General features: G+C 67.2%; 29 protein-coding genes. 18 read left to right on the plus strand and 11 right to left on the minus strand.

Annotation, left to right across the window (positions count from 1 at the left end; all coding sequences use genetic code 11):
• The first annotated feature begins 124 nt into the window (after nucleotides 1-124).
• The 4 genes from BKA25_RS21085 (at nucleotide 125) to BKA25_RS21100 (ending at nucleotide 1,907) form a co-directional block, all read left to right on the plus strand.
• Nucleotides 125-991 carry a helix-turn-helix domain-containing protein gene (locus BKA25_RS21085; RefSeq protein WP_069847242.1) on the plus strand — a complete coding sequence of 289 codons (867 nt, stop codon included), beginning with the start codon at nucleotides 125-127 and terminating at the stop codon, nucleotides 989-991.
• Nucleotides 988-1,182 (plus strand): DUF397 domain-containing protein, encoded by a 195-nt coding sequence (locus tag BKA25_RS21090; RefSeq protein ID WP_069847241.1) that lies wholly within the window; start codon nucleotides 988-990, stop codon nucleotides 1,180-1,182. The genes BKA25_RS21085 and BKA25_RS21090 overlap by 4 nt, the downstream gene beginning before the upstream one ends.
• A 146-nt stretch (nucleotides 1,183-1,328) precedes the next feature.
• On the plus strand, nucleotides 1,329-1,526 hold the full coding sequence (locus tag BKA25_RS21095) for a DUF397 domain-containing protein (RefSeq protein WP_069847239.1): 198 nt from the start codon (nucleotides 1,329-1,331) through the stop codon (nucleotides 1,524-1,526).
• Nucleotides 1,527-1,661: 135 nt separating this feature from the next.
• Complete coding sequence (locus BKA25_RS21100) at nucleotides 1,662-1,907, plus strand: DUF397 domain-containing protein (RefSeq protein WP_311734502.1); 246 nt, start codon at nucleotides 1,662-1,664, stop codon at nucleotides 1,905-1,907.
• Nucleotides 1,908-1,960: 53 nt separating this feature from the next.
• Here BKA25_RS21100 and BKA25_RS21105 read toward each other — a convergent pair whose 3' ends face one another.
• Nucleotides 1,961-2,311 (minus strand): immunity protein CdiI family protein, encoded by a 351-nt coding sequence (locus BKA25_RS21105; protein ID WP_069847237.1) that lies wholly within the window; start codon nucleotides 2,309-2,311, stop codon nucleotides 1,961-1,963.
• Between the two features lie 108 nt (nucleotides 2,312-2,419).
• Between BKA25_RS21105 and BKA25_RS21110 the strand changes: the two genes are divergently transcribed.
• The 3 genes from BKA25_RS21110 to BKA25_RS21120 all read left to right on the plus strand — a co-directional run bounded on the left by BKA25_RS21110 (nucleotide 2,420) and on the right by BKA25_RS21120 (nucleotide 3,904).
• Nucleotides 2,420-3,196 carry a hypothetical protein gene (locus BKA25_RS21110; RefSeq protein WP_069847235.1) on the plus strand — a complete coding sequence of 259 codons (777 nt, stop codon included), beginning with the start codon at nucleotides 2,420-2,422 and terminating at the stop codon, nucleotides 3,194-3,196.
• Nucleotides 3,193-3,543 carry an immunity protein CdiI family protein gene (locus tag BKA25_RS21115; protein ID WP_069847233.1) on the plus strand — a complete coding sequence of 117 codons (351 nt, stop codon included), beginning with the start codon at nucleotides 3,193-3,195 and terminating at the stop codon, nucleotides 3,541-3,543. Before BKA25_RS21110 ends, BKA25_RS21115 begins: the two co-directional genes overlap by 4 nt.
• 94 nt (nucleotides 3,544-3,637) lie before the next feature.
• Nucleotides 3,638-3,904 carry an immunity protein CdiI family protein gene (locus tag BKA25_RS21120; protein ID WP_157420970.1) on the plus strand — a complete coding sequence of 89 codons (267 nt, stop codon included), beginning with the start codon at nucleotides 3,638-3,640 and terminating at the stop codon, nucleotides 3,902-3,904.
• Between the two features lie 49 nt (nucleotides 3,905-3,953).
• Here BKA25_RS21120 and BKA25_RS28780 read toward each other — a convergent pair whose 3' ends face one another.
• Nucleotides 3,954-4,421 (minus strand): immunity protein CdiI family protein, encoded by a 468-nt coding sequence (locus tag BKA25_RS28780; RefSeq protein WP_512699153.1) that lies wholly within the window; start codon nucleotides 4,419-4,421, stop codon nucleotides 3,954-3,956.
• On the opposite strand from BKA25_RS28780, the gene BKA25_RS21130 reads away from it, so the two are divergent.
• Entirely contained in the window at nucleotides 4,332-4,685 is a 354-nt protein-coding gene (locus BKA25_RS21130) for an immunity protein CdiI family protein (protein WP_069847228.1), read from the plus strand. The two genes, BKA25_RS28780 and BKA25_RS21130, sit on opposite strands and share 90 nt — an antisense overlap.
• Before the next feature lie 95 nt (nucleotides 4,686-4,780).
• On the opposite strand, the gene BKA25_RS21135 is transcribed toward BKA25_RS21130, so the two are convergent.
• Both BKA25_RS21135 and BKA25_RS21140 read right to left on the minus strand, forming a co-directional pair.
• Nucleotides 4,781-4,921: a hypothetical protein gene (locus BKA25_RS21135; protein WP_184285098.1), complete on the minus strand. Its 141-nt coding sequence runs from the start codon at nucleotides 4,919-4,921 to the stop codon at nucleotides 4,781-4,783.
• 236 nt (nucleotides 4,922-5,157) lie between these two features.
• Nucleotides 5,158-5,907 (minus strand): SDR family NAD(P)-dependent oxidoreductase, encoded by a 750-nt coding sequence (locus BKA25_RS21140; RefSeq protein WP_069847227.1) that lies wholly within the window; start codon nucleotides 5,905-5,907, stop codon nucleotides 5,158-5,160.
• Between the two features lie 89 nt (nucleotides 5,908-5,996).
• Between BKA25_RS21140 and BKA25_RS21145 the strand changes: the two genes are divergently transcribed.
• Both BKA25_RS21145 and BKA25_RS21150 read left to right on the plus strand, forming a co-directional pair.
• A complete protein-coding gene (locus BKA25_RS21145) occupies nucleotides 5,997-6,596 on the plus strand; it encodes a TetR/AcrR family transcriptional regulator (protein ID WP_216637801.1) in 600 nt (199 codons plus the stop codon).
• A 168-nt stretch (nucleotides 6,597-6,764) separates the two neighbouring features.
• Nucleotides 6,765-7,055, plus strand: a complete 291-nt coding sequence (locus tag BKA25_RS21150; protein WP_069847223.1) for a putative quinol monooxygenase — start codon at nucleotides 6,765-6,767, stop codon at nucleotides 7,053-7,055.
• Between the two features lie 85 nt (nucleotides 7,056-7,140).
• Here the strand turns inward: BKA25_RS21150 and BKA25_RS21155 are convergent, their stop codons facing one another.
• Nucleotides 7,141-7,533, minus strand: a complete 393-nt coding sequence (locus BKA25_RS21155; RefSeq protein WP_069853337.1) for a MerR family transcriptional regulator — start codon at nucleotides 7,531-7,533, stop codon at nucleotides 7,141-7,143.
• Between the two features lie 394 nt (nucleotides 7,534-7,927).
• Between BKA25_RS21155 and BKA25_RS21160 the strand changes: the two genes are divergently transcribed.
• Complete coding sequence (locus BKA25_RS21160; RefSeq protein WP_069847220.1) at nucleotides 7,928-9,439, plus strand: SulP family inorganic anion transporter; 1,512 nt, start codon at nucleotides 7,928-7,930, stop codon at nucleotides 9,437-9,439.
• A gap of 121 nt (nucleotides 9,440-9,560) precedes the next feature.
• Here BKA25_RS21160 and BKA25_RS21165 read toward each other — a convergent pair whose 3' ends face one another.
• The 3 genes from BKA25_RS21165 to BKA25_RS21175 form a co-directional block, all read right to left on the minus strand.
• On the minus strand, nucleotides 9,561-9,815 hold the full coding sequence (locus BKA25_RS21165) for a hypothetical protein (protein WP_069847218.1): 255 nt from the start codon (nucleotides 9,813-9,815) through the stop codon (nucleotides 9,561-9,563).
• 460 nt (nucleotides 9,816-10,275) lie between these two features.
• The gene (locus BKA25_RS21170) at nucleotides 10,276-11,682 is read right to left on the minus strand and encodes an aminopeptidase P family protein (RefSeq protein WP_069847216.1); all 1,407 of its coding nucleotides are present in this window, start codon (nucleotides 11,680-11,682) and stop codon (nucleotides 10,276-10,278) included.
• 288 nt (nucleotides 11,683-11,970) lie between these two features.
• Nucleotides 11,971-12,813 carry an AraC family transcriptional regulator gene (locus BKA25_RS21175; RefSeq protein ID WP_069853336.1) on the minus strand — a complete coding sequence of 281 codons (843 nt, stop codon included), beginning with the start codon at nucleotides 12,811-12,813 and terminating at the stop codon, nucleotides 11,971-11,973.
• Nucleotides 12,814-12,889: 76 nt separating this feature from the next.
• Here BKA25_RS21175 and BKA25_RS21180 point away from each other — a divergent pair, with 76 nt between their 5' ends.
• Nucleotides 12,890-13,300 (plus strand): DUF2000 domain-containing protein, encoded by a 411-nt coding sequence (locus BKA25_RS21180; RefSeq protein ID WP_069847214.1) that lies wholly within the window; start codon nucleotides 12,890-12,892, stop codon nucleotides 13,298-13,300.
• Between the two features lie 12 nt (nucleotides 13,301-13,312).
• Here the strand turns inward: BKA25_RS21180 and BKA25_RS21185 are convergent, their stop codons facing one another.
• Both BKA25_RS21185 and BKA25_RS21190 read right to left on the minus strand, forming a co-directional pair.
• A complete protein-coding gene (locus BKA25_RS21185; protein WP_069847213.1) occupies nucleotides 13,313-14,419 on the minus strand; it encodes a DNA alkylation repair protein in 1,107 nt (368 codons plus the stop codon).
• A gap of 235 nt (nucleotides 14,420-14,654) precedes the next feature.
• Complete coding sequence (locus BKA25_RS21190) at nucleotides 14,655-15,056, minus strand: winged helix-turn-helix transcriptional regulator (protein WP_069847211.1); 402 nt, start codon at nucleotides 15,054-15,056, stop codon at nucleotides 14,655-14,657.
• Nucleotides 15,057-15,167: 111 nt separating this feature from the next.
• Between BKA25_RS21190 and BKA25_RS21195 the strand changes: the two genes are divergently transcribed.
• Nucleotides 15,168-15,365, plus strand: a complete 198-nt coding sequence (locus BKA25_RS21195; protein ID WP_069847209.1) for a hypothetical protein — start codon at nucleotides 15,168-15,170, stop codon at nucleotides 15,363-15,365.
• A gap of 236 nt (nucleotides 15,366-15,601) precedes the next feature.
• Nucleotides 15,602-17,554 (plus strand): LamG-like jellyroll fold domain-containing protein, encoded by a 1,953-nt coding sequence (locus tag BKA25_RS21200; protein ID WP_084642621.1) that lies wholly within the window; start codon nucleotides 15,602-15,604, stop codon nucleotides 17,552-17,554.
• A gap of 131 nt (nucleotides 17,555-17,685) precedes the next feature.
• Here BKA25_RS21200 and BKA25_RS21205 read toward each other — a convergent pair whose 3' ends face one another.
• Nucleotides 17,686-20,793 carry a bifunctional cytochrome P450/NADPH--P450 reductase gene (locus tag BKA25_RS21205; protein ID WP_069847208.1) on the minus strand — a complete coding sequence of 1,036 codons (3,108 nt, stop codon included), beginning with the start codon at nucleotides 20,791-20,793 and terminating at the stop codon, nucleotides 17,686-17,688.
• Between the two features lie 192 nt (nucleotides 20,794-20,985).
• Here BKA25_RS21205 and BKA25_RS21210 point away from each other — a divergent pair, with 192 nt between their 5' ends.
• From BKA25_RS21210 to BKA25_RS21225, 4 genes are all read left to right on the plus strand, one after another.
• Entirely contained in the window at nucleotides 20,986-21,624 is a 639-nt protein-coding gene (locus BKA25_RS21210) for a TetR/AcrR family transcriptional regulator (RefSeq protein WP_069847206.1), read from the plus strand.
• A gap of 90 nt (nucleotides 21,625-21,714) precedes the next feature.
• Nucleotides 21,715-23,217 carry an MFS transporter gene (locus BKA25_RS21215; RefSeq protein WP_157420969.1) on the plus strand — a complete coding sequence of 501 codons (1,503 nt, stop codon included), beginning with the start codon at nucleotides 21,715-21,717 and terminating at the stop codon, nucleotides 23,215-23,217.
• A 32-nt stretch (nucleotides 23,218-23,249) separates the two neighbouring features.
• A complete protein-coding gene (locus BKA25_RS21220; protein WP_069847205.1) occupies nucleotides 23,250-23,831 on the plus strand; it encodes a TetR/AcrR family transcriptional regulator in 582 nt (193 codons plus the stop codon).
• A gap of 56 nt (nucleotides 23,832-23,887) precedes the next feature.
• Nucleotides 23,888-24,472, plus strand: a complete 585-nt coding sequence (locus BKA25_RS21225) for a sugar O-acetyltransferase (RefSeq protein WP_069847203.1) — start codon at nucleotides 23,888-23,890, stop codon at nucleotides 24,470-24,472.
• The last annotated feature ends 86 nt before the right edge of the window (nucleotides 24,473-24,558 follow it).

Below are 24,558 nucleotides of genomic sequence, written 5' to 3' on the forward strand. Positions count from 1 at the left end.
CTGACGAGACCTCCGAAAACCTTGGTTCAGTGGCGCAGAACCAGTCTGCGATTCGGAAGCAACACGCGTCAATGACACGTTCGGGTGTACTCGCCCAACAAGGCGCTGATCTAGCCTGTGCTGCATGAACCGCACCAGAAACGGCGCGAAAAGCCCTCGCGCACGAGCGTTGGGGAGCGCGCTAGCGGAAGCCCGACATGCTGCGGGCCTCACTCAACGCGCGACGGCTTCGCGCCTCGGCGTGCACCACACTCGTATCGCTCGCGCCGAAACCGGTGCGCATCCGCCTTCATCCGAGGACACCGCAAGCATCCTGGCGCTCTTCGGTATCACGGGCGCGCACCGTGACGAGATTCTGGAGATGGCCCGCGACATCGATCGCGGAAACTGGACTGTGACGGGTGCTGGCGTGCCATCGGCGCTTACCACTCTGGTCGACTACGAACGGGAAGCCACCGCGATCACCGTGAGCACACCGTTGTTGGTGCCCGGTCTGCTGCAAACCATGTCCTACGCGCGGGCGATCATCAGCGCCGGTGATGCCACGCCGGAGGAGATCGAAGCCCGAACCATGTACCGGATGGGACGCCAAGAGATTCTTCGGGCCGCCACGGCCCCGCGCTTCATGTCGATCTTCCATGAGTGGGCGCTGCAAAGCCCGGTCGGCGGACACGCGGCGATGGCTGAACAGATGAAACGTCTGCTGAGCTGGATCGAACACGACCACATCTCGGTGCAGGTCGTGCCGTCCTCAATAGGCCCGTCTGTCTCGTCTTCCGGCAACTTCTCGATCTACGAGTTTGATCGGTCACCGCCCATCGTCCACTTGGAACACCTCTCGGCATCGACTTTCGTCGACGACGCCCGCCATATCGCGAATTTTCTGGCAGCCCGGGAAATTGTCCTGAAGGAAGCGATGAGCCCCGAAGAGTCAATCAAGCTCATCACCGATGTATATCTACCTCACCATCAAGAAAGGCAGGACCGATGACCTCTGTGAGGCTTCAGCATTGGCGGAAATCCAGTCGAAGCGCACAAGAAACCGACTGCATCGAGATCGGTGATGCACCCGGCATCGTCGGCATCCGCGACACCAAGAACCGCGACGGCGGCACCCTCATCGTCGACCGCCCCGCCTTCGACAGATTCATCGCCGCCACCAAGGCGAACCGGCTGGCCTAGGACGATCGGCGGTGGCGGGCACGATGGCTGTCCGCCACCAGCGACACCACCCGAACGGCCATTGCGCGAAACCCTTTCCGCAGTCGACCATCACGACATGGCGCTAAACCCTACCCAACATTTCCGCATGAGGACGGAGTTCAGCTATGACGCGACACCCGCAACTCGCCGGATGGCGCAAATCCAGCCGCTCCCAGAACACCACTGACTGCGTCGAGGTTGGCGCAGCACCGGGCATCGTCGGCATCCGCGACACCAAGAACCGCGACGGCGGCACCCTCATCATCGGCCGCCCCACCTTCGACAGATTCATCGCCGCAACCAAGGCGAACCGACTGACCTGAGGCTATCCCGTGTGGTGGCGAGCAGACACCACTCGCCACCGCCGCCGCGCTCGTTACAGTTTGCGGCAAGTCGCCCACCAGTCCACTTGGCAACTTTCGCCATGAGAGACGGGTCGAGGGACCTGATCACAACGTATGCGGACCGCCATCGCCGAAGGGATGACAACCATGAACGCGTTGCGGGGATGGAAAAAGGCAACAAGATCGGCTGAGGCGACCAACTGCGTCGAGGTAGGCCGAGCCTCCAACCAGTTCGGCATCCGTGACACCAAGAACCGCGACGGCGGCACCCTCGTCATCGACCGCCCGACCTTCAACAGGTTCATCGCCGCAACCAAGGCAAGCCAACTGACCTACCAGGTCAAATACGCCGAAGCATGATCTAACGAAGCGTGTGCTCTAGGGCGCACCGGACTGGGGTTCCGAGTCCGAGCTCACTGGTCCGCGAAGACGACCGCACCGCTAGGAATCGCCCCGTACCCCCGATACTCGACGCTGGTCACGACCGGCGACTCCTGGTGGATCCGCGCCGCCAACCGTCGCCCTCGCTCCAACCAGGCACCCTCTTGCGCGGGACTGGAGAAATCGGAGTCCTGCGGGACATCCGCGTTGTAGGTGGCCTGGAACTCCTCATCCCACACCACGAGTTCACGCACTAGATCCGGACCAAGCCGAAGGTCCTCGGCCGCCTCGTCGATCTCATGGTCGGTGGTCTCCTCCGGATCGGCGACGTAGTAAACCGGAGTCTCCCGAAAACCGGCGTGCAACCGGACCTCGTATCCCATCAAACATCTCAACCCCTTCGGTCTTCCTGCGGCCGCGCTACCCGCTCTACCCCACGCCCCGGCTTTACGGCACCATGGGGTCCGTCACGAAGAGTAGGGGGGCGATTCGTGTCTGTCACCGAGGTCATCGCGCAGCTGCGCCGAGCGCACGCCCTGCTGACCGAAGCCCGCAACGCCACCAGTCAAGCCGACAAGGCCATCACCGACGGCGCGGCAACCTTCGCCACCGCCACCACCGGGTCAAGCCAGCCCGAGGTAGAGAAGATCGCCCACCTAGCCGCAACCGCCAGCAGTCAGGTCCAAGACGCCCGTGGCGACTTCGCCCAGGTCCAAGCCATCATCGATGCCTACTGCCAGCACATCGCCGGACATGACCTGACCGATGTCACTAAACCGCAAGGGTTGAGCCCTGCAACAGTTGAGAACCCGCCAATAGAGCACGACAAGACCAACTCATCCGACGGGCCGCGCGCAGCCCCGGAGTCTTACGCCGACCTGATCGCCGAACTGCAACGCAACGGCGCGAAAATAAGTTCTGACAAGGTGGTGCGAGTTGGCAGGCACCGCGACGGGCGTGTGATCTGGCTGGAGGAGGGAGACATCGACCGTTCTGGCCGGGCCCACATCCTTCGACCAGCCCGGCGCAAGGATTTCGAGGCTGCGGGAATCCCACTCGATAAGGTTATCGACACAATTTTTCACCTGGTTGAGAATCACGAACCCATAGATACAGATGGGCGCGGAGGCGCTATCTATGAGATAGACACCGCAGGAGGACCCAAAGGCCTCAAGGTCGCGATAGGCGACAACGGCTACATAGTAACCTCGCACCAGGTCCACAAAAATCGACTGAGAAAACGATCAAAGTCGAGCGAAGGGCGATGACCATGAAACTAGAAATGGTGCTCCTGGCAGGCTTTTTCCAAGGACCACTTTTCTATGATGATCCCATGGACGGCCTATGGACCAGCCATACGGCGGACGAGGCGGGCGAAGACCTCGGCCTCAGTTCAGCGCTGGTCGCCGACCTCACAGCCTGGGACGACGAGTTCCAAGCCATCTACGATGGGAACTACCCGCCTGACTCCCACTTCCCCAGCCTCGAAGCGGAACAAGCATGGGTCGAACGCGGCAAGGAACTCGCCGCAAGGATCAAACAAGAATCGGATCTGGTCACCAGCGTCGATTACCAGGCCGACGGCCAGATCAACGACGGCGAGTGTGTGATCTGAAGGTGTGTGACGCACCACGCGAGGCCTTCGGTATCTCGATGTTGGCTGGTTTTTCGAGGGGATGCTCTACTACCGGGATCCAGACAACTGCTGGATGCACCACTGGCCCGACGAAGCGGGACAAGATCTCGGGCTCAGCTCAGGACTCGTCGCCGAACTCAACGCTTGGGACGACGAGTACCAGGCCATCTACGACGACAACTACCCACCCGACTCCCGCTTCCCCACCCCTGAAGCCGAACAAGCCTGGGTCGAGAAAGGCAAGGAACTCGCAATCCGGATCAAGCAGGAATCCCCACTCCTCACCAGCATCGACTACCAAGCCGACGGCCAAATCCTCAACGGTGAGTGCATGATCTGACGCGGCAAGCATCCTGCGATGCACCCGGCTACGGCTCCGCGTTCAGGCTTCACCGATCAGAGAAGACGACCGCACCGCTTGGAGTCGCCCCGTACCCCCGATACTCGACGCTGGTCACGACCGGCGACTCCTGGTGGATCCGCGCCGCCAACCGTCGCCCTCGCTCCAACCAGGCACCCTCTTGCTCGGGACTGGAGAAATTGGAGCCCTGCGGAACATCCGCGTTGTAGGTGGCCTGGAACTCCTCATCCCACACCACGAGTTCACGCGCTACATCCGGACCAAGCCGAAGGTCCTCGGCCGCCTCGTCGATCTCATGGACGATGGTCTCCTCCGGATCTGCGACGTAGTAAACCGGGTCTCCCGAAAACCGGCGTGCAACCGGACCTCGTATGCCATTGCTGCCTTGGCCTCCATAGGAGTCACGTTGCCCCACCCCATCGACGTCGCCCTGCTGGTCGGCTGGCAGGAGGACCCGTTCTACTACTACGCCGACGACCCCGAGGAGTACGGCCACTCGATCGACGAAGCACAGGAAGACCTTCAGCTTCCGGCAGCCTTGGTGGCCGACATCAAGACGTGGGATGCCCAGTATCAGGCAACCTACGATCCCGATGGATATGTGTGGTCGAAGTCCGGGTTCGCCTCACCGGAGATCGAAGCCGCGTGGCGGGAACGCGGCAAGGAACTGGCCGCCCGCCTCAAACAGGAGTCCCCCGTGGTCGCCAGCGTGAACTATCGCGCCAACGGCGTGATCCCGGACAAGACCTGCATGTTCTGACCATCGCTCCCCGGCCCCGCCCGCACATCCGCTCCCTCAGCCGCCATCCCCCGCCAACCGAATCCGCAGGATCTCGGCGAGATCCTCGGCGCGGCTCAACCGTTGCGCAGTTGGTCGATCTGCTCCACGGCGGCTCGTTCATCGGATCGGACGCGCTCCAGCAGGATTCCCCGCTCCTCGTCATCGGAGACGGTGCCGCTGTCGAGCCGGTCGGTGCTCTCCGGCAAGTCACGCATCTCGTCGAGGCTGAAGCCCAACGGTTTCATCCGACCGGATCACCATCAGCCGCGCCACAACGGCCTCGGCGTAGAGGCGGAAAACGCCCTGCGAACGAGCTGACGAGGCGACTCCGACCGAGCTGGCGTCCTGGGTGCACGACGTACTCGCGCGGGCTCGGTAGGGAACGCGACCCGACGTGAAGGGCAGCCGCTACGGTCGCCCTTCGCGTCGGGTTCGCCGAGGACGCTGCCCGTCAGATCTGGTTCTCTCCGCCGTCGACGTACAGGTTCGCACCGAGCATGAAACTGCTGTCGGACGAGGCGAGGAAGGCCACCGCAGCCGCGATCTCGTCCGGGCGGCCCATCCGCTCGATCGCGATGTTGGCTCCCTTTTCCGCCTTGAAGGCCGCTGCGTTCTCCTCCCCCACGACTTCGTTGATGCCCGTGGTGTCGACCGGTCCCGGCGAGATGGCGTTCACGCGGATGCCGCGCCCCACCAGCTCGTTCGCCCAGACGCGCACGAACGTCCGTAACGCCGCCTTGGACGCGGCGTAGGCGCCGAATCCCTCCATCCCGTTATCGGCGGCCGTGGAGGCGTTGATGATCACCGAAGCGCCCTCGTTGAGCAGCGGCAGAGACTTCTGCACGGTGAAGACGGTGCCCGTGACGTTGACGTCGAAAATGTGGTTGAGGGTTTCCGGCGTAGTCGCCTCAAGCGTCACGAGAGAGGCTGCGGCGGCGTTGGCGAACAGAATGTCCAGGCCCTGGCCGCGAGCCGCGACCATCTCATAGAGCCGGTCCAGGTCGTCCGGGTTCGTGATGTCACCCGGCACCGCCGTCACGTTCCGGCCGATGACCTTCACCGCATCGTCCAGTTCGGCCTTACGCCTGCCCGTGATGAACACATGTGCGCCCTCATCCACGAACCGCGCGGCGGTAGCCCGGCCGATTCCCCGCGTGCCGCCACCGGTGACGACGGCGATCTTGCCTTCCAACCGGTTCATCCTTGCCCCTCTCATTTCGGCACTGATCGGTGCCGAATTCAACGGTAGCACTTCAGCACCGATCGGTGCAGAAGTGCTACCGTGTGGCCGTGGACAAGGCACAGATCGGTCGACCACGGGCGTTCGACGCCGAGGCGGCACTGGAGAAGGCGGTGGGCGTCTTCGTGGAACATGGCTACGAGGGAGCGAGTCTCACCGCTCTGACCGAGGGCATGGGCATCTCTCGCAAGAGCATGTACGCCGCCTTCGGAAACAAAGAGGAGCTCTACCGGAAGGCGCTCCAGCGCTACACGGAGGGTCGCGGCTCCTATATCTGCGAAGCGCTGGAGGCGCCTACCGCGCATGAAGTGGCCACCCTGTTCCTCACCGGGGCGGTCGAAGCCAACACACAACCGGGATGCCCCAGCGGCTGCCTAGGTGTCCAGGGCGCACTCGCCGTCGGCGAGACCGGGCAGGCCGCGCGCGAGGCCTCGTCCGAATGGCGCACCCGGGGCCAAGAGCACCTGCGCAAGCGATTTCAGCGGGCCGTCGACGACGGCGACCTACCCTCCGAAGCCGATCCGACACTCATCGCCCGCTACCTCGTGACGATCTCCAACGGTATGGCCGTGCAGGCGACCGGCGGCGCGAGTCGCGAGGACCTCCAGCGAGTCGCCGACGCCGCCCTCCGAAACTGGCCACCAAGGTGACCAGGGCTACGCGAGAACCTCGGCGCAGCCGAGGCTGCACCTGACTTGTCGGTGAGTCCACTTATCGTCAATTCCGGCAGCCTCGAACAACACGATCTGCGTTTTCTGCGCGGTTCGATGCGAGGGCGGAGCCACCACCGGATCGTGACTACGGAAAGGTCGCCGTCGATGCTGATCATCTCGGGCATGCTGCAGGTCGCACCCGAGGACCGGGACGCATACCTCGCGAGAACCTCGGAGTTCCTCGTCCGCTCCAGAGCAAAGCCGGGCTGCGTCGATTTCGTGATGGCCGCCGATCCCGTCGAGCCCGGACGCATCAATCTTCTTGAGATCTGGGAGTCCGAAGAACACCTTGCCGCACATCAGGCGACCGCCAATCCCCCGGAGCCGATGCCTGCGGTACTCAACGACGACGTGAAGAAGTATCAGGTCGGTTCGGTGGGGCCTGTCTTCGGCTGAGCGCACCGAATCGGGCTAGCCGCCCCGATGTCCGTCCACTATGGAAACACCGCGATCTCCCGACCTGGCAGGACTCCGACGACCTTCAACGATCGGCGGAATCCCCCGCCAACCGGATGCGCAAGGTCTGGGCGAAGTCCTCGGCGCGGCTCAACTGGATGCGCAGTTTGTCGATCTGCTCGACGGCGGCTCGTTCATAGACGCGGATGCGCTCCAGCAGGATCTCGCGTTCCTCGGCGTCGGAGACGGTGCCGCTGTCGAGGCGGTCGGTGCTCTCCAGCAGGTCGCGCATCTCGTCGAGGCTGAAGCCCAGCGGTTTCATCCGGCGGATCACCATCAGGCGCGCGACATCGGCCTCGGTGTAGAGGCGGAAACCGCCCTGGGAACGAGCCGACGGGACGACCAGGCCGGTCTCCTCGTAGTGCCGGATCGTGCGCAGCGACAGCTCGGTGCGCGCCGCGACCTCGCCGATCTGCATGTGCTCGTCGCCCACTCCTGGTGACCCCGTTCGCCGCCGTCCGATGGGATGTCCGCCACCCCGATGAACTCTACCCTTACGTCAGGGTAGAGTTGCCGATCGCGAGTGGCTCTCCGCCATCGCGCCATCGTGTCGGGGTCGGCGTCGCCTCCGGTGAATCGTCGATCCCCGCAGGAGCCAGTGTGCGCGATCCCAGGATGCTCGGCGTCACCGCCTGGCCGCCGTGACGCCCATCCCGGAGCTGAGTCTGGGCGCAGGTAGCGCCCGCATCCGACGTCCCATTCTGCGGTTCCGGCTCTGTCGGGGCCGTTCGCGCGGCGTGCCGCACCGGCACCGCGCGCCGCATCGCCCGTCCCGCAAGGGCGGGCCCGAGTACGACAGGTAACCGCTTCCCGTGTCCTCCCCCGGTTCCGCCGTGTCGCCGCGCGCCCGGCTGCGCGCCCTGGCCCCCGATTGGCTGCGCGACCCCAAGGTCTGGCGCACCGAGATCCTCGGCGGGCTCGTCGTCGCGCTGGCGCTGATCCCCGAGGCCATCTCGTTCTCCATCATCGCCGGAGTCGACCCCGCCATCGGGTTGTTCGCCTCGTTCACCATGGCCGTGGTGATCTCCGTGGTCGGCGGCCGTCGCGCCATGATCTCCGCCGCGACCGGCGCCGTCGCCCTGGTCATCGCCCCGTTGAACTTCAACCACGGCCTGGGCTACCTGGTCGCCGCGGTCATCCTCGCCGGTGTCTTCCAGATCGTCTTCGGCGCGCTCGGCGTGGCCAAGCTGATGCGCTTCATCCCGCGCTCGGTGATGGTCGGCTTCGTCAACTCCCTCGCGATCCTGATCTTCCTGGCCCAGGTGCCGGAGATGCAGGACGTGCCGTGGGTCGCCTACCCGTTGTTGCTCGGCGGGCTGACGATGATGGTGCTGTTGCCGAAGATCACCACCGTGGTGCCCGCGCCACTGGTCTCGATCGTGGTGTTGACCGTCATCACCCTCGGCGCGGGCCTCGCCGTGCCGACGGTCGGCGACAAGGGCGAGCTGCCGTCCGCGCTGCCGACGCTGGGGCTGCCCGACGTTCCCTTCACCCTGGACACCCTGACCATCATCGCGCCCTACGCGTTCGCGATGGCGCTGGTCGGGCTGATGGAATCGTTGATGACCGCCAAGCTGGTCGACGACATCACCGACACCCATTCCTCCAAGACCCGCGAGTCGATCGGCCAGGGCATCGCCAATATCGTCACCGGCTTCTTCGGCGGGATGGGCGGCTGCGCGATGATCGGCCAGACCATGATCAACGTGAAGGTCTCCGGCGCCCGCACCCGGCTGTCGACCTTCCTCGCGGGCGCGTTCCTCATGGTGCTGTGCATCGTGTTCGGGCCGATCGTCTCCGACATTCCGATGGCCGCGCTGGTCGCCGTCATGGTCATGGTGTCCTTCGCGACCTTCGATTGGCACTCGATCGCACCGAAGACTCTGCGCCGAATGCCCCTCGGCGAGCTCGCGGTCATGCTGATCACCGTGGCCTGCGTGGTGCTCACCCACAACCTCGCGGTCGGTGTCGTCGCAGGCACGATCACCGCGATGGTCATCTTCGCCAACCGGGTCGCGCACCTCGCGGAGGTCACCGCCGTCGTCGACCCCGATGGCACGACCGTCGTCTACCGGGTCACCGGCGAACTGTTCTTCGCGTCCTCCAACGACCTAGTCGGCCAGTTCGACTACGCGGGTGACCCGCCGAACGTCGTCATCGACCTCGGCGCGGCGCACATCTGGGATGCGTCCTCGGTCGCCGCGCTCGACGCGATCGAGACGAAGTACGCGAAGCGCGGCAAGAGCGTCGAGATCACCGGGCTCAATCCGCCGAGCGCCCGGATCCACGGAAAACTCACCGGAGAACTCAGCGCGGGACACTGACTTCGAACCCAACCGATAAAGCGCCGCCAGTACCGAAGGATTCCCGGATCTGGCGGCGCTGCTAAATCAGATTAAGCGGAAAGCGGCCGAGAAAGTCATTCGATACCCGACCACGCCACCGTCACCCACCGAGCAGGCCGGAATACTCGGGACCGTGGCCATAGTGGCCCCAGACCGGCGAGTTCTCGTAGTGCGAGACGATGATGCTGATCGGGACCTTGATGACGAAAGAATTGTCCCCATAAGAATTATCGCCGTCCAAGAACTCGTCCATGTTCACCATCACGTCACGTCCCGAATAGTCGGCGCGGCCCGCCACCGAGTCCTCGGCCTGCGCGGGAACCGCCGAAATGACGGCGAGGGCGGCACTGGCCACGACGGCACCTACAGCGATACGGGAAACACAGTGGGACATAGTCGTTCTCCGTTCTTCGCAATCAGGATCGAACAGCGGACAGTCTGGCGGATAAAACAGTTGCGTGGCGAAGCAAACATCAGGTTCACCCAAAAGAGCTCAAACCGGACTAACCGTTCACATTTAGTTCGCCACTTGATTGAATTGCGACGAACCGACATCTACCACACGTCGGATCCCGGATGAAGAGAAGTCACCCGCCGCCACCTCAGTCAACGAATCAACTATTGACAGCCGAAGAATGGCCTTGCTAAGTATGCGGCCGAATGGGTTGAACCGCTCATTCGCTCGGGTCCGAATCCTTGACCGATCATCAAACGTCCTGCTATTTGCCCGCTGGCAGGCCGCCGACCCGGTCACCGGCCCCGAAGACGACGGTGGGCCGACGAGAGATTCACCCGTCGGCCCACACCCTGCACGCTCAGCTCTGGTGGTCCCGCACCCACCGCTCGATGTCGGCCGAGTGGATCGGCAGCTCCGAGGACAGCACCTCGGGTGCTCCCGAGGTGACCAACAGGTCGTCCTCGGTGCGGACGCCGATGCCGCGCAGCTCCGGCGGCACGGTCTCGTCGTTCGGGTGGAAGTACAGGCCGGGTTCGACGGTCAACACCATGCGCTCCTCCAGCGTGCCCCCGTGATACGCCGCCGCCGAGGCATGCGGGGAGTCGTGCACGTCGATGCCCAGGTAGTGGCCGATGCCGCAGACGATGAACCGCCGATGCTGCTGGCCGTTCGGGTCCATCGCCTCATCCACCGACACCGGCAGCAGGCCCCAGTCGTGCAGGCCCTCGGCCAGCACCCGCAGGGCCGTGTCGTGGAAGGCCAGGTAATCCCGGCCGGGCCGGACCTCCTCGATCGCCGCCAGGTGCGCGGCGGTCACCAGGTCGTACACCTGACGCTGTGCGGCGGAGAAAGTGCCCGAGGCCGGGAAAGTCCTGGTCACGTCGGCGGTGTAGCAGGATTTCACCTCGACTCCGGCGTCCAGCAACACGAGGTGATCGGGCCGCACCGGCCCGTCGCAGCGCACCCAGTGCAGCACCGGGGCGTTCGGTCCGGAGGCGACGATCGTCGCGTAACCGGGGCCGTTGCCCGCGCTGCGCGCCACCCGGTCGAAGGTGCCCTGCAACCAGCGTTCGCCGCCGCCCTCGATCGCTGCGGGCAGCGCGGCGGCCACATCACCGAAGGCGCCGATGGTGGCGTCGACGGCCTCGCGCAGCTGGCCGATCTCCCAATCGTCCTTGATCCGGCGCAACTCCGAGCAGACCCGCCGGACCTCGCCCGCGCCGCCCCGGCCGTCGCCCACCGCGTCGAGCAGCGGATCGACCCCGGTGACGACCATGGTGGGCGGGGTCATGCCGCGCAAGGAATCGGCAAGCCGCTCCAGCGGCAGGCAGGTCAGCCCGAGGGCCTCGCTCCACTCGGCCAGGCCGGGCTGCGGGCCGTTCCATAGCGCGCCGTGATGCGGATCGGCGAAGAAGTCGGCGAGTTCCGGGCCCGCCGGTTCCGCCAGGTAGAGCACCGCGTCGTGGCCATCGGCGGTCGGGGTGATGACCAACACCGCGCCCTCGGCATTGCAGCCGGTCAGCCAGACGAAGTCGCTGTCGGGCCGGAAGTCGTGATAGGTGTCGTTGGCCCGAACCGGCGCGCGGCCCGAGGCCACCGCGATCCGTCTACCGGGCAGCTCCGCGACCAGCCTGCGTCGGTGTTCCGCCGCCGCTGCCGCGGCCCCGGCGGGTAGATCGGGTTGGGTGGACTGCGCCGACCATCCCTGCTTGATGTTGTCGAGGAAACCCGTCGCCGCACTGAGCCGCACCCGCTGACGCGCCATGATCCGCCTTTCGCCTTGCCAAACCACACGAGAACTGCGGTCCGTTCTAGCACCTGCGGCGCTCCGGGGTGGCCCGGCGCCGGCGGTCGACGGGCCCGATGCCCTGCGGCACAGGCCATCCGGGGTAGTCAGTGTGATCCACATTTTCAACTGCATGTGGTCGATGAAGCCGCGAACCGGCCTCGCCCGAACCGGTCCCCCACGCGATATCAATCGATGCCGCAGGATCCGCCGTCCCGTGTTGGTGAATCGAGCCAGGCCAGCAGGCCGAAGTCGGCCGGCCTCGGGTCAACCGTGCGCGGCGGCGGAACGGTAGACGGCCGGGGTGATGCCGTAATAACGACCGAACCAGCGGGTCAGGTGACTCTGATCGGCGAAACCCACCGCCGTGGCAGCCGCTGCGGGTGGCGTGCCCTCGGCGAGGAGTCGGCGGGCCGCGCGCAACCGCAGCTGTCGCTGATAGTCGCCCAGCGCCAAACCGGTGGTCCGCATGAACCCTCGGTGCAGGGCGTAACGGCTGCACCCCGCGACCTCGGCGAGGTCCTCGACCCGCAGATCCTCGGCATAGGAGGCGTGCAGCAGTTGCCGCACCCGGTCGACGCCCGACGGTCCGCCGTATTCCCCTGCCACGCGCGGCGGGCGCACCGAGGCCCGGCGGACCAGGGCACGCACCGTCGAGTCGAGGGCCTCGCCGCGTTCCAAGGCGCTGCCCGCATCCAGCAGTCGATGCAGGCGGAACAGGGCGCGGAACAGCAACGGGTCGTGGACGACGGGTTCGATGAACAACGGCAGCCCTGCCTGTTCGGCTCCGCTGTCGGCGATCACGTTCTCGATCAGCTTCGGTTCGAGATAGACCATCCGGTAGGTGAAGCCGTGGGCTTCGGCGGCGTGTCCGTCGTGCGGCTCATCGGGGTTGAACGCCATCACCATGCCCACCCCACTGGTCCGCGCGGCGCCCCGGCAGGTGAACGCCTGGGAGCCGGCCTCGGTCAGGCCGAACGAGTAGGCGTCGTGGGTGTGTCGGTGATAGGTGTGCCGTTCGAAGTGGGCGTGTATGGCCTCCACGCCCAGGTCCGGAGCCCGCCAGTACCGGGACCACTCACCGCTCGTTGCGCCCCTCACCTCGTCCATGATGCCCACGCCTGCGAACCGCCTGCCGCACCAGCGTTCAAGACGCGCGCGCCCGCACGGGGCGAGGCTGCCCGACATGCAGAACCGAACGAAGATCGCCGTCGTCGTCCGGGACGATCTGGCCGCCTGGCAGCGGCTCAACGTGACCGCATTCCTGGTCAGCGGGATCGCCGCCCGGTTCCCGGAGACCATCGGCGAGGACTATCTCGACGCGTCCGATGTCTCGTACCTACCGATGTTCGGCCAACCGATCGTGGTGCACGCCGCCGAAGCCGAGGGCCTGCGCAAGGCACGGGAGAAGGCGGTGACCCGTGAGTTGGCGGTGGCGATCTACCCCGAGGAGCTGTTCGCCATGTCCACCGACGCCGAGAACCGAGCGGCAGTCCGCACGATGCCCACCGAGAAGCTGGCGTTGGCCGGGCTCGCCGTCTATGGCGGGCGCAACGCCGTCGACAAGGCATTGAAGGGCCTGCCGCTGCATGGCTGACGCGGCGTCGCTCTAGTCCTCGGCCAACAGTGTGAATTCGGCGCGACCGGAGGAGATCCCGTTGATCTGGAGTTCCACGGCGTGGGCACCGGGGTGGTACCTACGGGTGGTGATCACCTTGAAGGAGTGCTCACGGGTGATGTCGTAGGTCTCGCCCGGTTCGAGGGTCTTCGTGGTGAGTTTGAAGGTCTTGCCGGTCTGCACGCCGCTCGCCTTCTGGTGATGCACGATGTAGTCGATCGCCAGCTGCGCGGGTTCGGTGTCGAGGTTGCGGACCGAGGCGGTGAAGGTCAACGTCTCGCCGATGGTGACGGAATCGGTGGCCGGGATCGGCCCCGTCACCTCCAGCCGGGCCGGGGTGAAGCCCAGCAGGCTCAACGCCTCCGGGTGCCCCTTCTTGATGAGGCTGCGCAGGCCGTGCCGGACGACGTGCACGGTGTTGGCGTCGGGCTCGGCCAGCCAGGCCGTCGCCGTGGCCACCACGAGTTCCGGTTCCTGTCGGCTCAGGTCGTTGAGATGGTTGGCCACCGACCGGCGGACGTATTCGGCCTCGTCCCGGTAGAGCGCGTCGAGGATCGGCAGGGTCGTCTGCGGTTCCGCCAGGATCGCGGGCACCCGCACCGCCCACGGCAGAAACGGCCGGGTGCCCTCCGAGGCGAGCCGCCGCAGGTCGACGTCCGAGGAGCCCGCCCAGTGATAGATCTTGGCCATCGCCCGGTCGAGATCGTGGTTGAGCAGGGCCCGGATGGCGAACTCGGAGCTGAGCAGCGAGGTCAGCTCGCCCAGCAGGTTCAGCGCGTCGTCGAAGGCCTCGGCGCTGCCCTCGTCGATGGCCTTGGCCGCGACGGCGCTGGTGACCGGCCAGATAAGCCAACCGCTGAACTGGGTCGCCTCGTCCCGCGCCCGGCGGATCGTGGCCGCGAAGGAGTCGTAGTCCCCCGGCAGGTCGGCCAATAACGCATACCGCAGCAGGTCACTGCGCTCCCGCAACGACAGCGGGCCCAGCTGGGCCTCGGCGGCCCGCAGCCCGATCAGCGGCGCGTCCGGCGCTGCGGTCTCAATGGCCTCGGTGAGGACCTGCACGGTGTTGGAGCCGATCAGTTCGTCGGCGAAGGGCATGTTCGGGGTCTCCTCAGGCGGGCACCAGGCAGTGCAGAACTCGTCGAGCCGTGGCCGGTGTCTCCCCGGACGGAATTGAGGGGTCCATCCCGAGATCACGCGGCCGCTGGCCCCGCGCGGTCTGTCTACAGTGCACGGCGCGGCGCCTCGCTGGCTCTGTTGTAGACAGTAGTCATCGGCGTCCGCGAGCCGGTGCTCGATCGAGTATTCCGCACGTAGGCGTGGTGCATCGGCTTCAGCGGCCTCGGGCATCGTGCGCCGCACGGGCGCTGTCGATCTGTTCGATGTGTTGGTCGGCCCACTGCGCCACGGCCTGGATGACCGGCAGCAGGCTGTGGCCCAGCGCGGTCAGTTCGTAGTCCACCCTGGCGGGCACCTCGGGCGTGACCGTGCGGGTGAGCAGGCCGTCTCGCTCCAGGTTCCGCAGTGCCTGCGTCAGCATCTTCTGACTGGCCCCGGGAATCGCCCTACCCAGCTCGCCATAGCGTCGAAGCCCGCCGGACAGTTCCTTGATGATCAGCGCAACCCACTTCTCACCGATGCGGTCGAGCATCCGATTGGTCGGGCAGCGGACACAGTGCTCCCGGTGGGCGATGCGGGCCGCCGTGTGGGCTTGCGCTGCGGTGCGAGTGGTCATGGCATTCCTCCGAGTGCGCTGGCCACCTTGAAGTGCGTACTCCCGGCGAGGCCTAGCTCTGCATAACTTCGGTGCGCAGCGATCCCTTCCCGATCAAGGAGCGAACCGGCCATGACAACGATCACGATCCTCGGCTCCGGCACCGTGGCCACGGCACTGGCGGGGCCCCTGCACGCCGCCGGGCATCAGGTCATCATCGATCTCGGCGGGGTGCATACCGCCCTGGGCCGGGAGGCGTTCCTACTGATGGTCCGCAGTCTGGTCGGGGCGTTGGGGCCGGTGCCGTTCGGGATGGCCGTCGCGCGGTAGGACCCGGCGTGCCAGGCAACGCAACCGCCGAATCGAGCGATGTACCGCTTCGACGGAGCACGCATAAATTACCTGCGCCGAGGCGAAGCTGCGGTTTCGTCGAGGCCGAGGTCGGCGGCGCGGGGTGTGGACGAACACTTCCGGCAGGGGGCAACGAGTGTTCGTGCCCGGTCCATCTGCAGGCCATCCGGGTTCGACAGAGTGCGAACGCCCGTACCGACCCAGGGAGACCGCAGATGGACGACCCGCGCCGCACCGACCGCGACCCCGCCGAGGCAGCCGCTTCGCCTGCCGAGGCCACGCAGGCGGCGGGCGGGCCCGCCCTGGGACGTCGGACCCTGTTGCATGCCGCTGCCGCCGTGCCGGTGATCGGCGCCGCCGCGAGCCTGCCCGCCGTCACCGCCCCGGCGGCTCACGCCCAAGACGAGGCATCGACCGCCTCGGCGGGTCGCGGCGCCGATCTGGAGAGCACTCGGTTCGTCATCGCGGTGCTGCCCGACACCCAGTACCTCTTCGATGAGGACAGCTCGGACCCGACGCCGCTGCGGGACGCCTTCCGCCATGTGGTCGACCGGCGCCGCGAGGAGGACATCGTCTTCCTGGCGCACCTCGGCGACGTCACCGAGCACGGCAGCCAACACGAGATCGACCTGGCCGAGCGCGCCTTCCGGTTCCTGGACCGCAAACTGCCCTACAGCGTGCTGGCCGGTAACCACGACGTGGACGGCAGCACCGACGACCAACGCGGCGACAGCCCCTACCTGGCGGCGTTCGGGCCGGACCGCTTCCGCCGCAGCTCGACCTACCTCGGCTCCTCCCCCGGCGGCTACAACAGCGCCCACGTGCTGCGGGCGGGCGACCGGGACTGGTTACTGCTGGCGCTGGACTGGCGGATCTCCGACACCGGTTTGGACTGGGCCCGAGGTGTGCTTGCCGAGCACCCGACGCTGCCCACCATCCTCACCACCCACGATCTCGCCTTCGCCAGCGACGACGGCATCGCGCAGCTGTCCGAGCACGGCAGGCGGCTGTGGGACGGGCTGATCAACGACCACGACCAGATCTTCCTGACCCTCAACGGGCATTACTGGCCGTCGGGTCGCACCGTCCTGCAGAACGCGGCGGGCAACGATGTGCACGTTCACATCGCGAACTACCAGGACATGTACTACGGCGGCGCAGCGACGCTGCGGTACTACTCCTTCGACCTGGTGCGGGGTGTCATCGACGTCGAGACGTTCTCGCCGTGGTTGCTGGGCATCGACCGCGAGGACCGCAGCCCGCTGGAGGCCGAGAACGTCGAGCGCACCGGCGAGGTCGACCGGTTCAGCGTGGCCATCGACTTCGAGAAGCGCTTCGCAGGCTTCTCCGGGGTGACCCCGCCCGCCGCGCGGCCTGCCGACGAGGTGGTGGGCCGGGGCACGGTCGCCTACTGGCGTTTCGACGAGTCCGGTCTTGGCGAGACCGGCGCCGACGGGAACGCCGTCAACGAGGGCACCGTGGCCCGCGACCTCACCGGCAACGGCAACGATCTGGTGGCCACCCGCCTGCACAACGGGCCCGCCGACGTGCTGACCTTCTCCGCCGACCACCACGTCGACCAGCCCGCGCACGCGAGCCTGCGATTCGACGGCGCGAAGGACCCGAACCGGGGTGCCCTGCTGCGGGCCGTGACCGAGGCGCCGATCAACAGCATGACCTTCGAATCGGGCTACACGATCGAACTGTTCGCCAAGCTGCCCGATCCGATGGTGGGCGACCACTCCTTCATGGGACTGCTGAGCTGGGAGGGCCGCGCGGGGGATGCGGGCAAGACCAGCGGTTGGTCGCAGGACGAGCCGACGTGCAGCCTGAACCTGTCCGGGGAGCGGTTCTTGCAGTACGTCGTCTACCCCAACGATCGGGACGCCGACCCGACCTCGTGGAGTCACGCCCTGCCGATGGGGCGGTGGATGCACCTGGCGGTCGTCAACGACGGACGGCAGACCGTGGTCTATGTGGACGGTTCGAAGATCGCCCGCAATCCCACCCAGCGGTCGAAGGGCATCACGACCTTGGGCAAGCCCTTCGTCATCGGCGGCACCCAGTTCGCCGAGGAGTACAGCCACGGTTTCTACGGCTGGATCGGCGATGTCCGGATCTCCTCGCGGGCGTTGCGCACCACCGAGTTCCTGACCACCCGCCGCTAGCCGCACGAGCGGGTCGGGGCCGTCGACAGGCTGGGGACCGTCGATGGCTTGGGAAGGTGGGGGCGGCCATGGGGGTGGCCGCTCCCGCCTCCCGTCTTTCCTGCGGTTGTGATCGGGGCCCGCGGATGGAGCTAGAAGAGATCCGTCGCGTATCTGCCCGCCGCGCGGAGCCGGTCGAGCCAGTCCTCGTCCGGGCCGATACGGCGCAGGCATTCCTCGACGGCGGGGCCCATGCCGGTGACATCGCCGCAGACGTAGAGGTGGGCGCCCTGCTCGACTAGGTCGAGGACGCTGCGGCGTTCGGCCCACAGGCGGTGTTGGACGTAGTGCACGTCGCCGTCGGGTCGGCGGGAGAACGCCCGGTGGACTTGCAGCGTTCCGGCAGCCACGAGCGGCGCGAACTCCTCGGCGTACAGGTCGTCCGAGTCGGGGTGTCGGCAGCCGAAGAACAGCAGGTTAGCGCCGTGCGGCTCGCCCTTCTCGGCGCGTGCCCGGCGGGCGGCGATGAAGGCGCGGAAGGGTGCGATCCCGGAGCCTGCGGCGATCATGACGACGGGCACCGAGTTGTCGGCGGGCGGTCGGAACTCCTCCTGCGGCGCGGCGAGCGCCACGGTGAGCCGGTCGCCGGGGTGGGTGCGCTGGAGGTAGCTGGAGGCCGCGCCGCGATAGGTGCCGCTGCCTGCGCGATCCGGGCCCTCGACGACGGAGACGGTCAGGGCGACCTCGGTCTGCACCTCGGCGGCCGAGCTGATCGAGTACTGGCGGGCTCGGGGTTCGGGGAGCCGTTCCAGCACCCAGGCGAGGTCGACCGGGCAGGAGGCGAACCGCTCCAACAGGTGCAGCAGTGAGGGCCGTCGCTCGCCGGATTCCGCCTGGTTCGCGAGCTCGGTGAGTTCCCGACGTTCCGGGGTGCAGCGGGTGGTCTCGGCGAGTGCGGCGATGACACCGGGGGTCGCGGGGGCGGAGAGATCGGTGTGTCGGGTCAGCAGGTCGTCGACGCGGATCGGCAGTCCGACGGGGATGCGGCCGTTGGGCGCGTCGGACGCGATCGACACCAGGTGCTCCGGGTCGATGCCCAACCGCGTGAGCATGCGCGTCACCAGCTCGGGATGGTTCTGCGGCAGCACCGAGAGGTAGTCGCCGGTGCGGTAGGTCCGTCCCTCCGGTAGCCGCAGTTCGAGGTGACGCTTGGAGCGGGTTCCGGTGGTCAGCTCACGGTTCTGCACCACCACCGCCGTGGCGTCGGTCCGCTCGGGCCTCGGCGCGTTGGTGGGGGTGATCCGGTAGCGCGGGCCGGTGGGGGCGGTGTCGGCCACGCCGTATCGGGCGGCCAGTTCGCTCCACAGCGGTCGGTACCAGCGTTCCCAGTCGCCGAAGAAGTCGGTGCGTGCGTCCGTGACGCCGCGCTCGCGGATTCGGTTGGCCCCGGCGGCGGCCATCGCCTCGTCGATGCGGGTGGGGATGCGCTGGTAGGTAGCGGCCCAGTCGAGACTGCCGCAGCCCAGCACGAGGTAGTCGACGCCGGTCAACTCCGGCTCGGATTCGGTGAGCCAGTCGACGAAGCGGCGCGCGTTGTCGGGCGGGGTGCCGTTGTACGAGGAGGTCACGATCACCACCGGCCCCTCGGTGGGCAGGGTGCCCGCGTGGTCGTCCAGCGGCGCGACCTCGGTGTTCCAGCCGCGCGCGTGGCCGTCGCCTGCGATGGTGCGGGCCAGGCTCTCGCTGCTGCCGCCGTTGGAACCGAAGAGCACCAGCATCGGGGTGCCGTGCGAGGGACGCACCTCGGCGGCGGTCGGGGCGTGCGGGGCGGCTGTGGCGGGCTCGGATCGGGGTTGCGGTGCTGCGCTGCGGGCGCGGGCCTTGATGGTGAGGTCCTTGGGCTTGATGGTCAGCGTCTCGCTGATCGTCATCCGGTAGTCGGGATCGGCCAGGGCGATGTCGAAGCGTTGCAGCATCATCGCGAGCACCAGGGTGGCCTCCTGCAACGCGAAGGGCCTGCCGATGCAGGCGCGGGCGCCGTGACCGAAGGGCATCCAGGCGTATTCGGGGATCCGGTCCATCCGGTCCGGGGCGAACCGGTCGGGGTCGAAGCGCTGCGGTTGCGGCCAGACCTCGGGGTCCTGGTGCAAAACCGGCAGGATCACCATGACGCTGTCGTCCGGGGTGATCCGGTGGCCGCCGAGGGTGGTGGGCTCGCTCGGGGTGAGCGCGAAGGCCGGGGCCGTGGGGTGCAGGCGCAGCGTCTCGCGCAGGATCTGCCCGAGGTAGCCGAGGTCGGCGAGGTCCTCGAACCTCGGAGTCCGGTTCCCCAGCACCTCGTCGACCACCTCGCGGGCCCTGGCCAGGACGTCGGGGTTGGCCAGCAGCTGGTGGGTGGCGAAGGACAGCAGGCCGGACGTCGTCTCGTGCCCGGCGACGAGGAAGGTCACCAGCTGGTGCCGGATGTTCTCCTCGGACAGCTTCTCGCCGGTGAGCGGATCGGCGGCGGTCAGCATCCGTTGCAGCAGGTCGTCGGGCTGATCCTCGGCAGGAAGACCATTGCGGGTGGCCACGATGTCGTCGGTGATCCGCTGCATCGCGGCGATGTCGGTGCGGTACTGCCGGTTCGTGCCGACGAGGAAGGGCTGCACACCGGGCAACCGCTCCGGGCGGGCGCCCGCCTCGACGAGCGACCGCACCATCGCGCCGACGAACGGGTGCGGCTTCTCGGAGTAGAAGGAGTTGAAGCGGACGTTGAACGCGCACAGCGCGATCGTGTCGAGGGTCAGCCGCGTCATGTCCTCGGCGACGTCGATGGTGTGGTCCGAGCCGAACCGCTGCCAGCGCACCATCAGCTGCTCGGCGATGTCGAGCATCTGCGGGAAGTAGTCCTTCATCGCCATGGTGCCGAAGGCGGGCATCAACAGGCGGTGCGCCCGTCCCCAGTTCGGTTCCTCGGAGTACGCGGTGAACAGGCCGTCGCCGCCGAAGTCCCGGATCTGTTCCAGGGCGTCGTGGACCGACTTCGACCACAGCGGGCTCGAGCACATCTCGGCGACGAGGCGATGGTCGGAGGCGAAGATCTGCCGGTTGCCGACGATGTCGAGCGCGAAGATCCCGCCGTACCGGGCGTGATAGTCCGCCGTCAGTTCGATCGAGGTCTCCTGCGGGGCGCGGAGCATCTCCAGCAGGTTGCCCAGCACCGGCAGCGGCGCGGGCCCGGGGATTCGGGGACTGTCCTCGGCGAGCTGCGAGGTCATGGAATGGCCTCCCTGTTCCAAAGATCGGGCGGGGCGCCGGTGATCGACGTGCCCCGGATCTGCCCGATTCGCATGTCCGGCTCGGGCTCGGCAACCGGCGTGATCCCACTCTCAAACTAACTTGGCCAACCGGTTAGGTCAACTGGCCAAGTCATCTGACCCAGTCTCGTGGCCAATGGCTAGGATGCGGACATGAGCGACGCGACGACGCAGGCCCCTCGGAAGCAGATCAGCGCCGATGAGCGCCGCCGCCAGCTCGTCGGCGCGGCACTGCGCGTGATGAAACGGGACGGGATCGCCGCCGCGACCACCCGCGCGATCTGCACCGAGGCAGGCATGCCGCACGGCGCCTTCCACTACTGCTTCCACTCCAAGAAGGAGCTCTACGCCGCAGTCCTCGCCAGCGACATCGAGATCGACCTGGCCGCGGCCTGGCCTCGGATCTCGGCCGAGACCAGCCCCGCCGAGAACATCCGGACGCTGCTGCTCGCGTTCTGGTCGCAAATCGAGGCCGATCCCGACAGCCAGCTGGTGCTCTACGACCTCGGCAGTTTCGTGCTGCGTGACCCAGAACTCCAAGAGCTTCCCCGGCAGCAGCACCTCGCGGGCCTGGAGCGGGCCATCGGCTACATCAGGCGACTCCGGGACGAGGCGTCGTTGACCCTGCTGCACGAGGAACGACTGCTCGCCGAACTGACCCTCGCCACGCTCAACGGCGTCGCGTGGTCCTGGCTGGCACACCGCGACAACCACGCCGCACGCGAAGCCCTGAGCCGGTTCGCCGACCTGCTGGCCACGCTCGTCCGCAGCGCCGACGACCGCGCTGGCTGACCGACGACCACCCGATCCCCGCATTTGCCGTACCGTTCGGTCGTAGAACTGTACCGGCTGGACGGTTCAGTTTTTCCCGAGGAGACCACGTTGAGTGAAGTACTGAGCCCGGCACGCCGCTGGGCATCGCTGGCGGTGCTGGTCGGCGCCGTGTTGCTGTTGGCGATCGATGCGACCGTGCTGTACCTGGCGGTGCCGTCGCTGACGGCGGAGTTGTCGCCGACCGCGACGCAGGTGCTGTGGATCGGCGACGTCTACTCGCTGGTCCTGGCGGGCCTGCTGGTGACCATGGGCAACCTGGCCGACCGGATCGGCCGCAAACGGCTGCTGCTGATCGGCGCGACCGCGTTCGGCGCGGCCTCGGTGCTGGCCGCGTTCGCGCCGTCCTCGGAAGTGCTGATCGTGGCCCGCCTGCTGCTGGGCGTGGCGGGGGCGACGATCATGCCCTCGACGCTGTCGCTGATCCGGAACATCTTCACCGAGCCGATCGAGCGCACCAGGGCGGTCGCGATCTGGTCGGCGGCGGCCGCGAGCGGCATCGCCCTCGGCCCGCTGGTGGGCGGCGCGCTGCTGGAGCGCTTCTGGTGGGGCTCGGTGTTCTTGATCAATCTGCCGGTGATGCTGCTCGTGCTCGTCGTCGGCGGCTGGTTGCTGCCGGAGTCACGCAACCCGAATCCCGGTCGCTTCGACCTGATCTCCAGCGGCCTGTCGATGCTGGCGATCATCCCGTTCGTCTACACGATCAAGCAGCTCACCAGCGGTTCCTTCGGTCTCGGCGTCGTCGCCGCGATCGTGGCCAGCGTGGTGGGTGCGGTGCTGTTCGTGCATCGGCAGCGCCGGGTGGCGGCACCGATGATCGACGTGGAGCTGTTCCGCAATCCCGCGTTCAGCGGGGCGGTGCTGGTCAACTTCATCTCCGTCTTCGCCCTCAGCGGGGTGCTGTTCTTCTTCTCCCAGTACCTCCAGCTCGCCCGTGGTCTTGGCCCGTTGGAGGCCGGGGTGGCGCAGCTGCCCGCCGCGCTCTCCGCGATGGCCGCGGTGGCGGCGGTCGGGTTCCTGCTCACCCGGCTCGGACGGGGACGAGCCATCGCGACCGCCCTGCTGATCGGCGCGGCCGGGCTCGGCCTGCTGGCCGCGTTGGAGGGCAGCGAAGAGCTGATCTGGGTGCTGCTGCCGATGATCCCGCTGGGTCTGGGCATCGGCATCGCCGAGACCCTGAGCGTCGACGCCGTGGTCTCCTCGGTGCGGCCGACCAAGGCGGGCGCGGCGGCGTCGGTGGCCGAGACCGCCTACGAGCTCGGGGTGGCCCTGGGGATCGCGGTCCTAGGATCGGTGATCACCGTGCTCTACCGAGGCAATCTCGACCTGCCCACCGAGGTGGCGGGCGAGGTCGCGGCGCGGGCCGAGGATTCCCTGGCATCGGCGACCGCGATCCTGGAACCCGGCAGTTCGGCGTTGACAGCAGCACAGGAGGCGTTCATGTCCGCGATGCAGACGACGACCCTGGTCGCGGGTGCGGTGATGGTCGTCGCCGCGATCGTGGCCTTCACCCTCATCCCGAACGACAAGGCCGCCGTGTCGACGGAGCACTGAGGCGCCACCACACGAGCGAGGACTGACTACCCATGGCACGCACCGCAGGCCGCCAGGCGGGCGAGACGAAACGACTGATCCTGGCCGCCGCCACGCGCTTGATCGGCAGACACGGCACCGGCGTGCCGCTCGCGGACATCGCCGAAGCCGCAGGCGTGTCCAAGGGCGGCCTGCTCTACCACTTCCCCAACAAGGAGGAACTCCTCAACGGGCTCGCCACCGACCTGATGGACCGGTTCCGCCACGACGTCGAACAGGCGGCGACCGAAGAAGCGGAGGGCACCCCGGGCAGGCTGACCAGGGCCTATATCCGGGTGAGCTTCGAGCACGGCGGCGACGACGTCGAGCTGCGCGAACACATCGCGCTGGCCGTGCACCTGATGTTCGAACCGGGCCTGGAGGAACTCGCCCAACGGGATGCGCAGCGATGGCGGACCGCGCTGCTCGACGACGGCCTCGATCAGACCATCAGCCGAATGATCATCGCCGCGACCGATGGCACCAACAGCGCGCCGCTCTGGGGAGCCGTCCTGAGCGACGCCGACCACGTCGCATTGCAGGCGGACCTCATCGCCCTCACCCACGGGCGTTTTCCCGGCCTGCCAGGTGATTGACGGCGCGAGCCGCGACTCGGCTGGCCGAGTCGATCGATTTCTCTACGCTGACGACCATGACTGACGCAGCGCACGGCGCGGGCGACGACACCCGCAGCAACCGGGAGAAGATGCTGGCGGGCGAGCCCTACGTCTTCGACGCCGAACTCGCCGAGCACAACGACCGCGCCGCCCGGCTGGCCGCCCGCTTCGGCGAGATCGCCCCGCACGACGCGGCAGCCGGGCGAGCCATCCTGGAGGAACTGCTCGGCGCCATCGGTGAGGAGACCGTGATCAGGGGCCCGCTGTATGTCGATTACGGCAGCGGCCTGCACATCGGGGCCCGCAGCTTCGCGAACTTCGGCCTGGTCGCGCTGGACGTCGCTCGCATCACCATCGGCGACGACGTCCAGATCGGGCCGAACGTGCAACTCCTCACCCCCACCCACCCCGTAGCGCCGGAACCGCGTCGGCAGAAGTTCGAGAGCGCCGAGCCGATCACCATCGGCGACAACGTATGGCTCGGCGGCGGCGCCATCGTGTTGGCCGGGGTGACCATCGGGGACAACACCGTGGTCGGCGCGGGAGCGGTGGTCACCAAGGATCTGCCTGCCAATGTGGTCGCGGTCGGGAATCCGGCGAAGGTGGTTCGGGAGATCTGAGTCCGGGGTGAGTGCCCCCGGGTCGCTCACTGTTACCTGGCGGTCTGCGGGCGGGGTCGGAGTACCTCTGCGGGTGCGGGCAGACA

Origin of the sequence: Actinoalloteichus hymeniacidonis (assembly GCF_014203365.1) — a bacterium.
GTDB lineage: Bacteria > Actinomycetota > Actinomycetes > Mycobacteriales > Pseudonocardiaceae > Actinoalloteichus_A > Actinoalloteichus_A hymeniacidonis.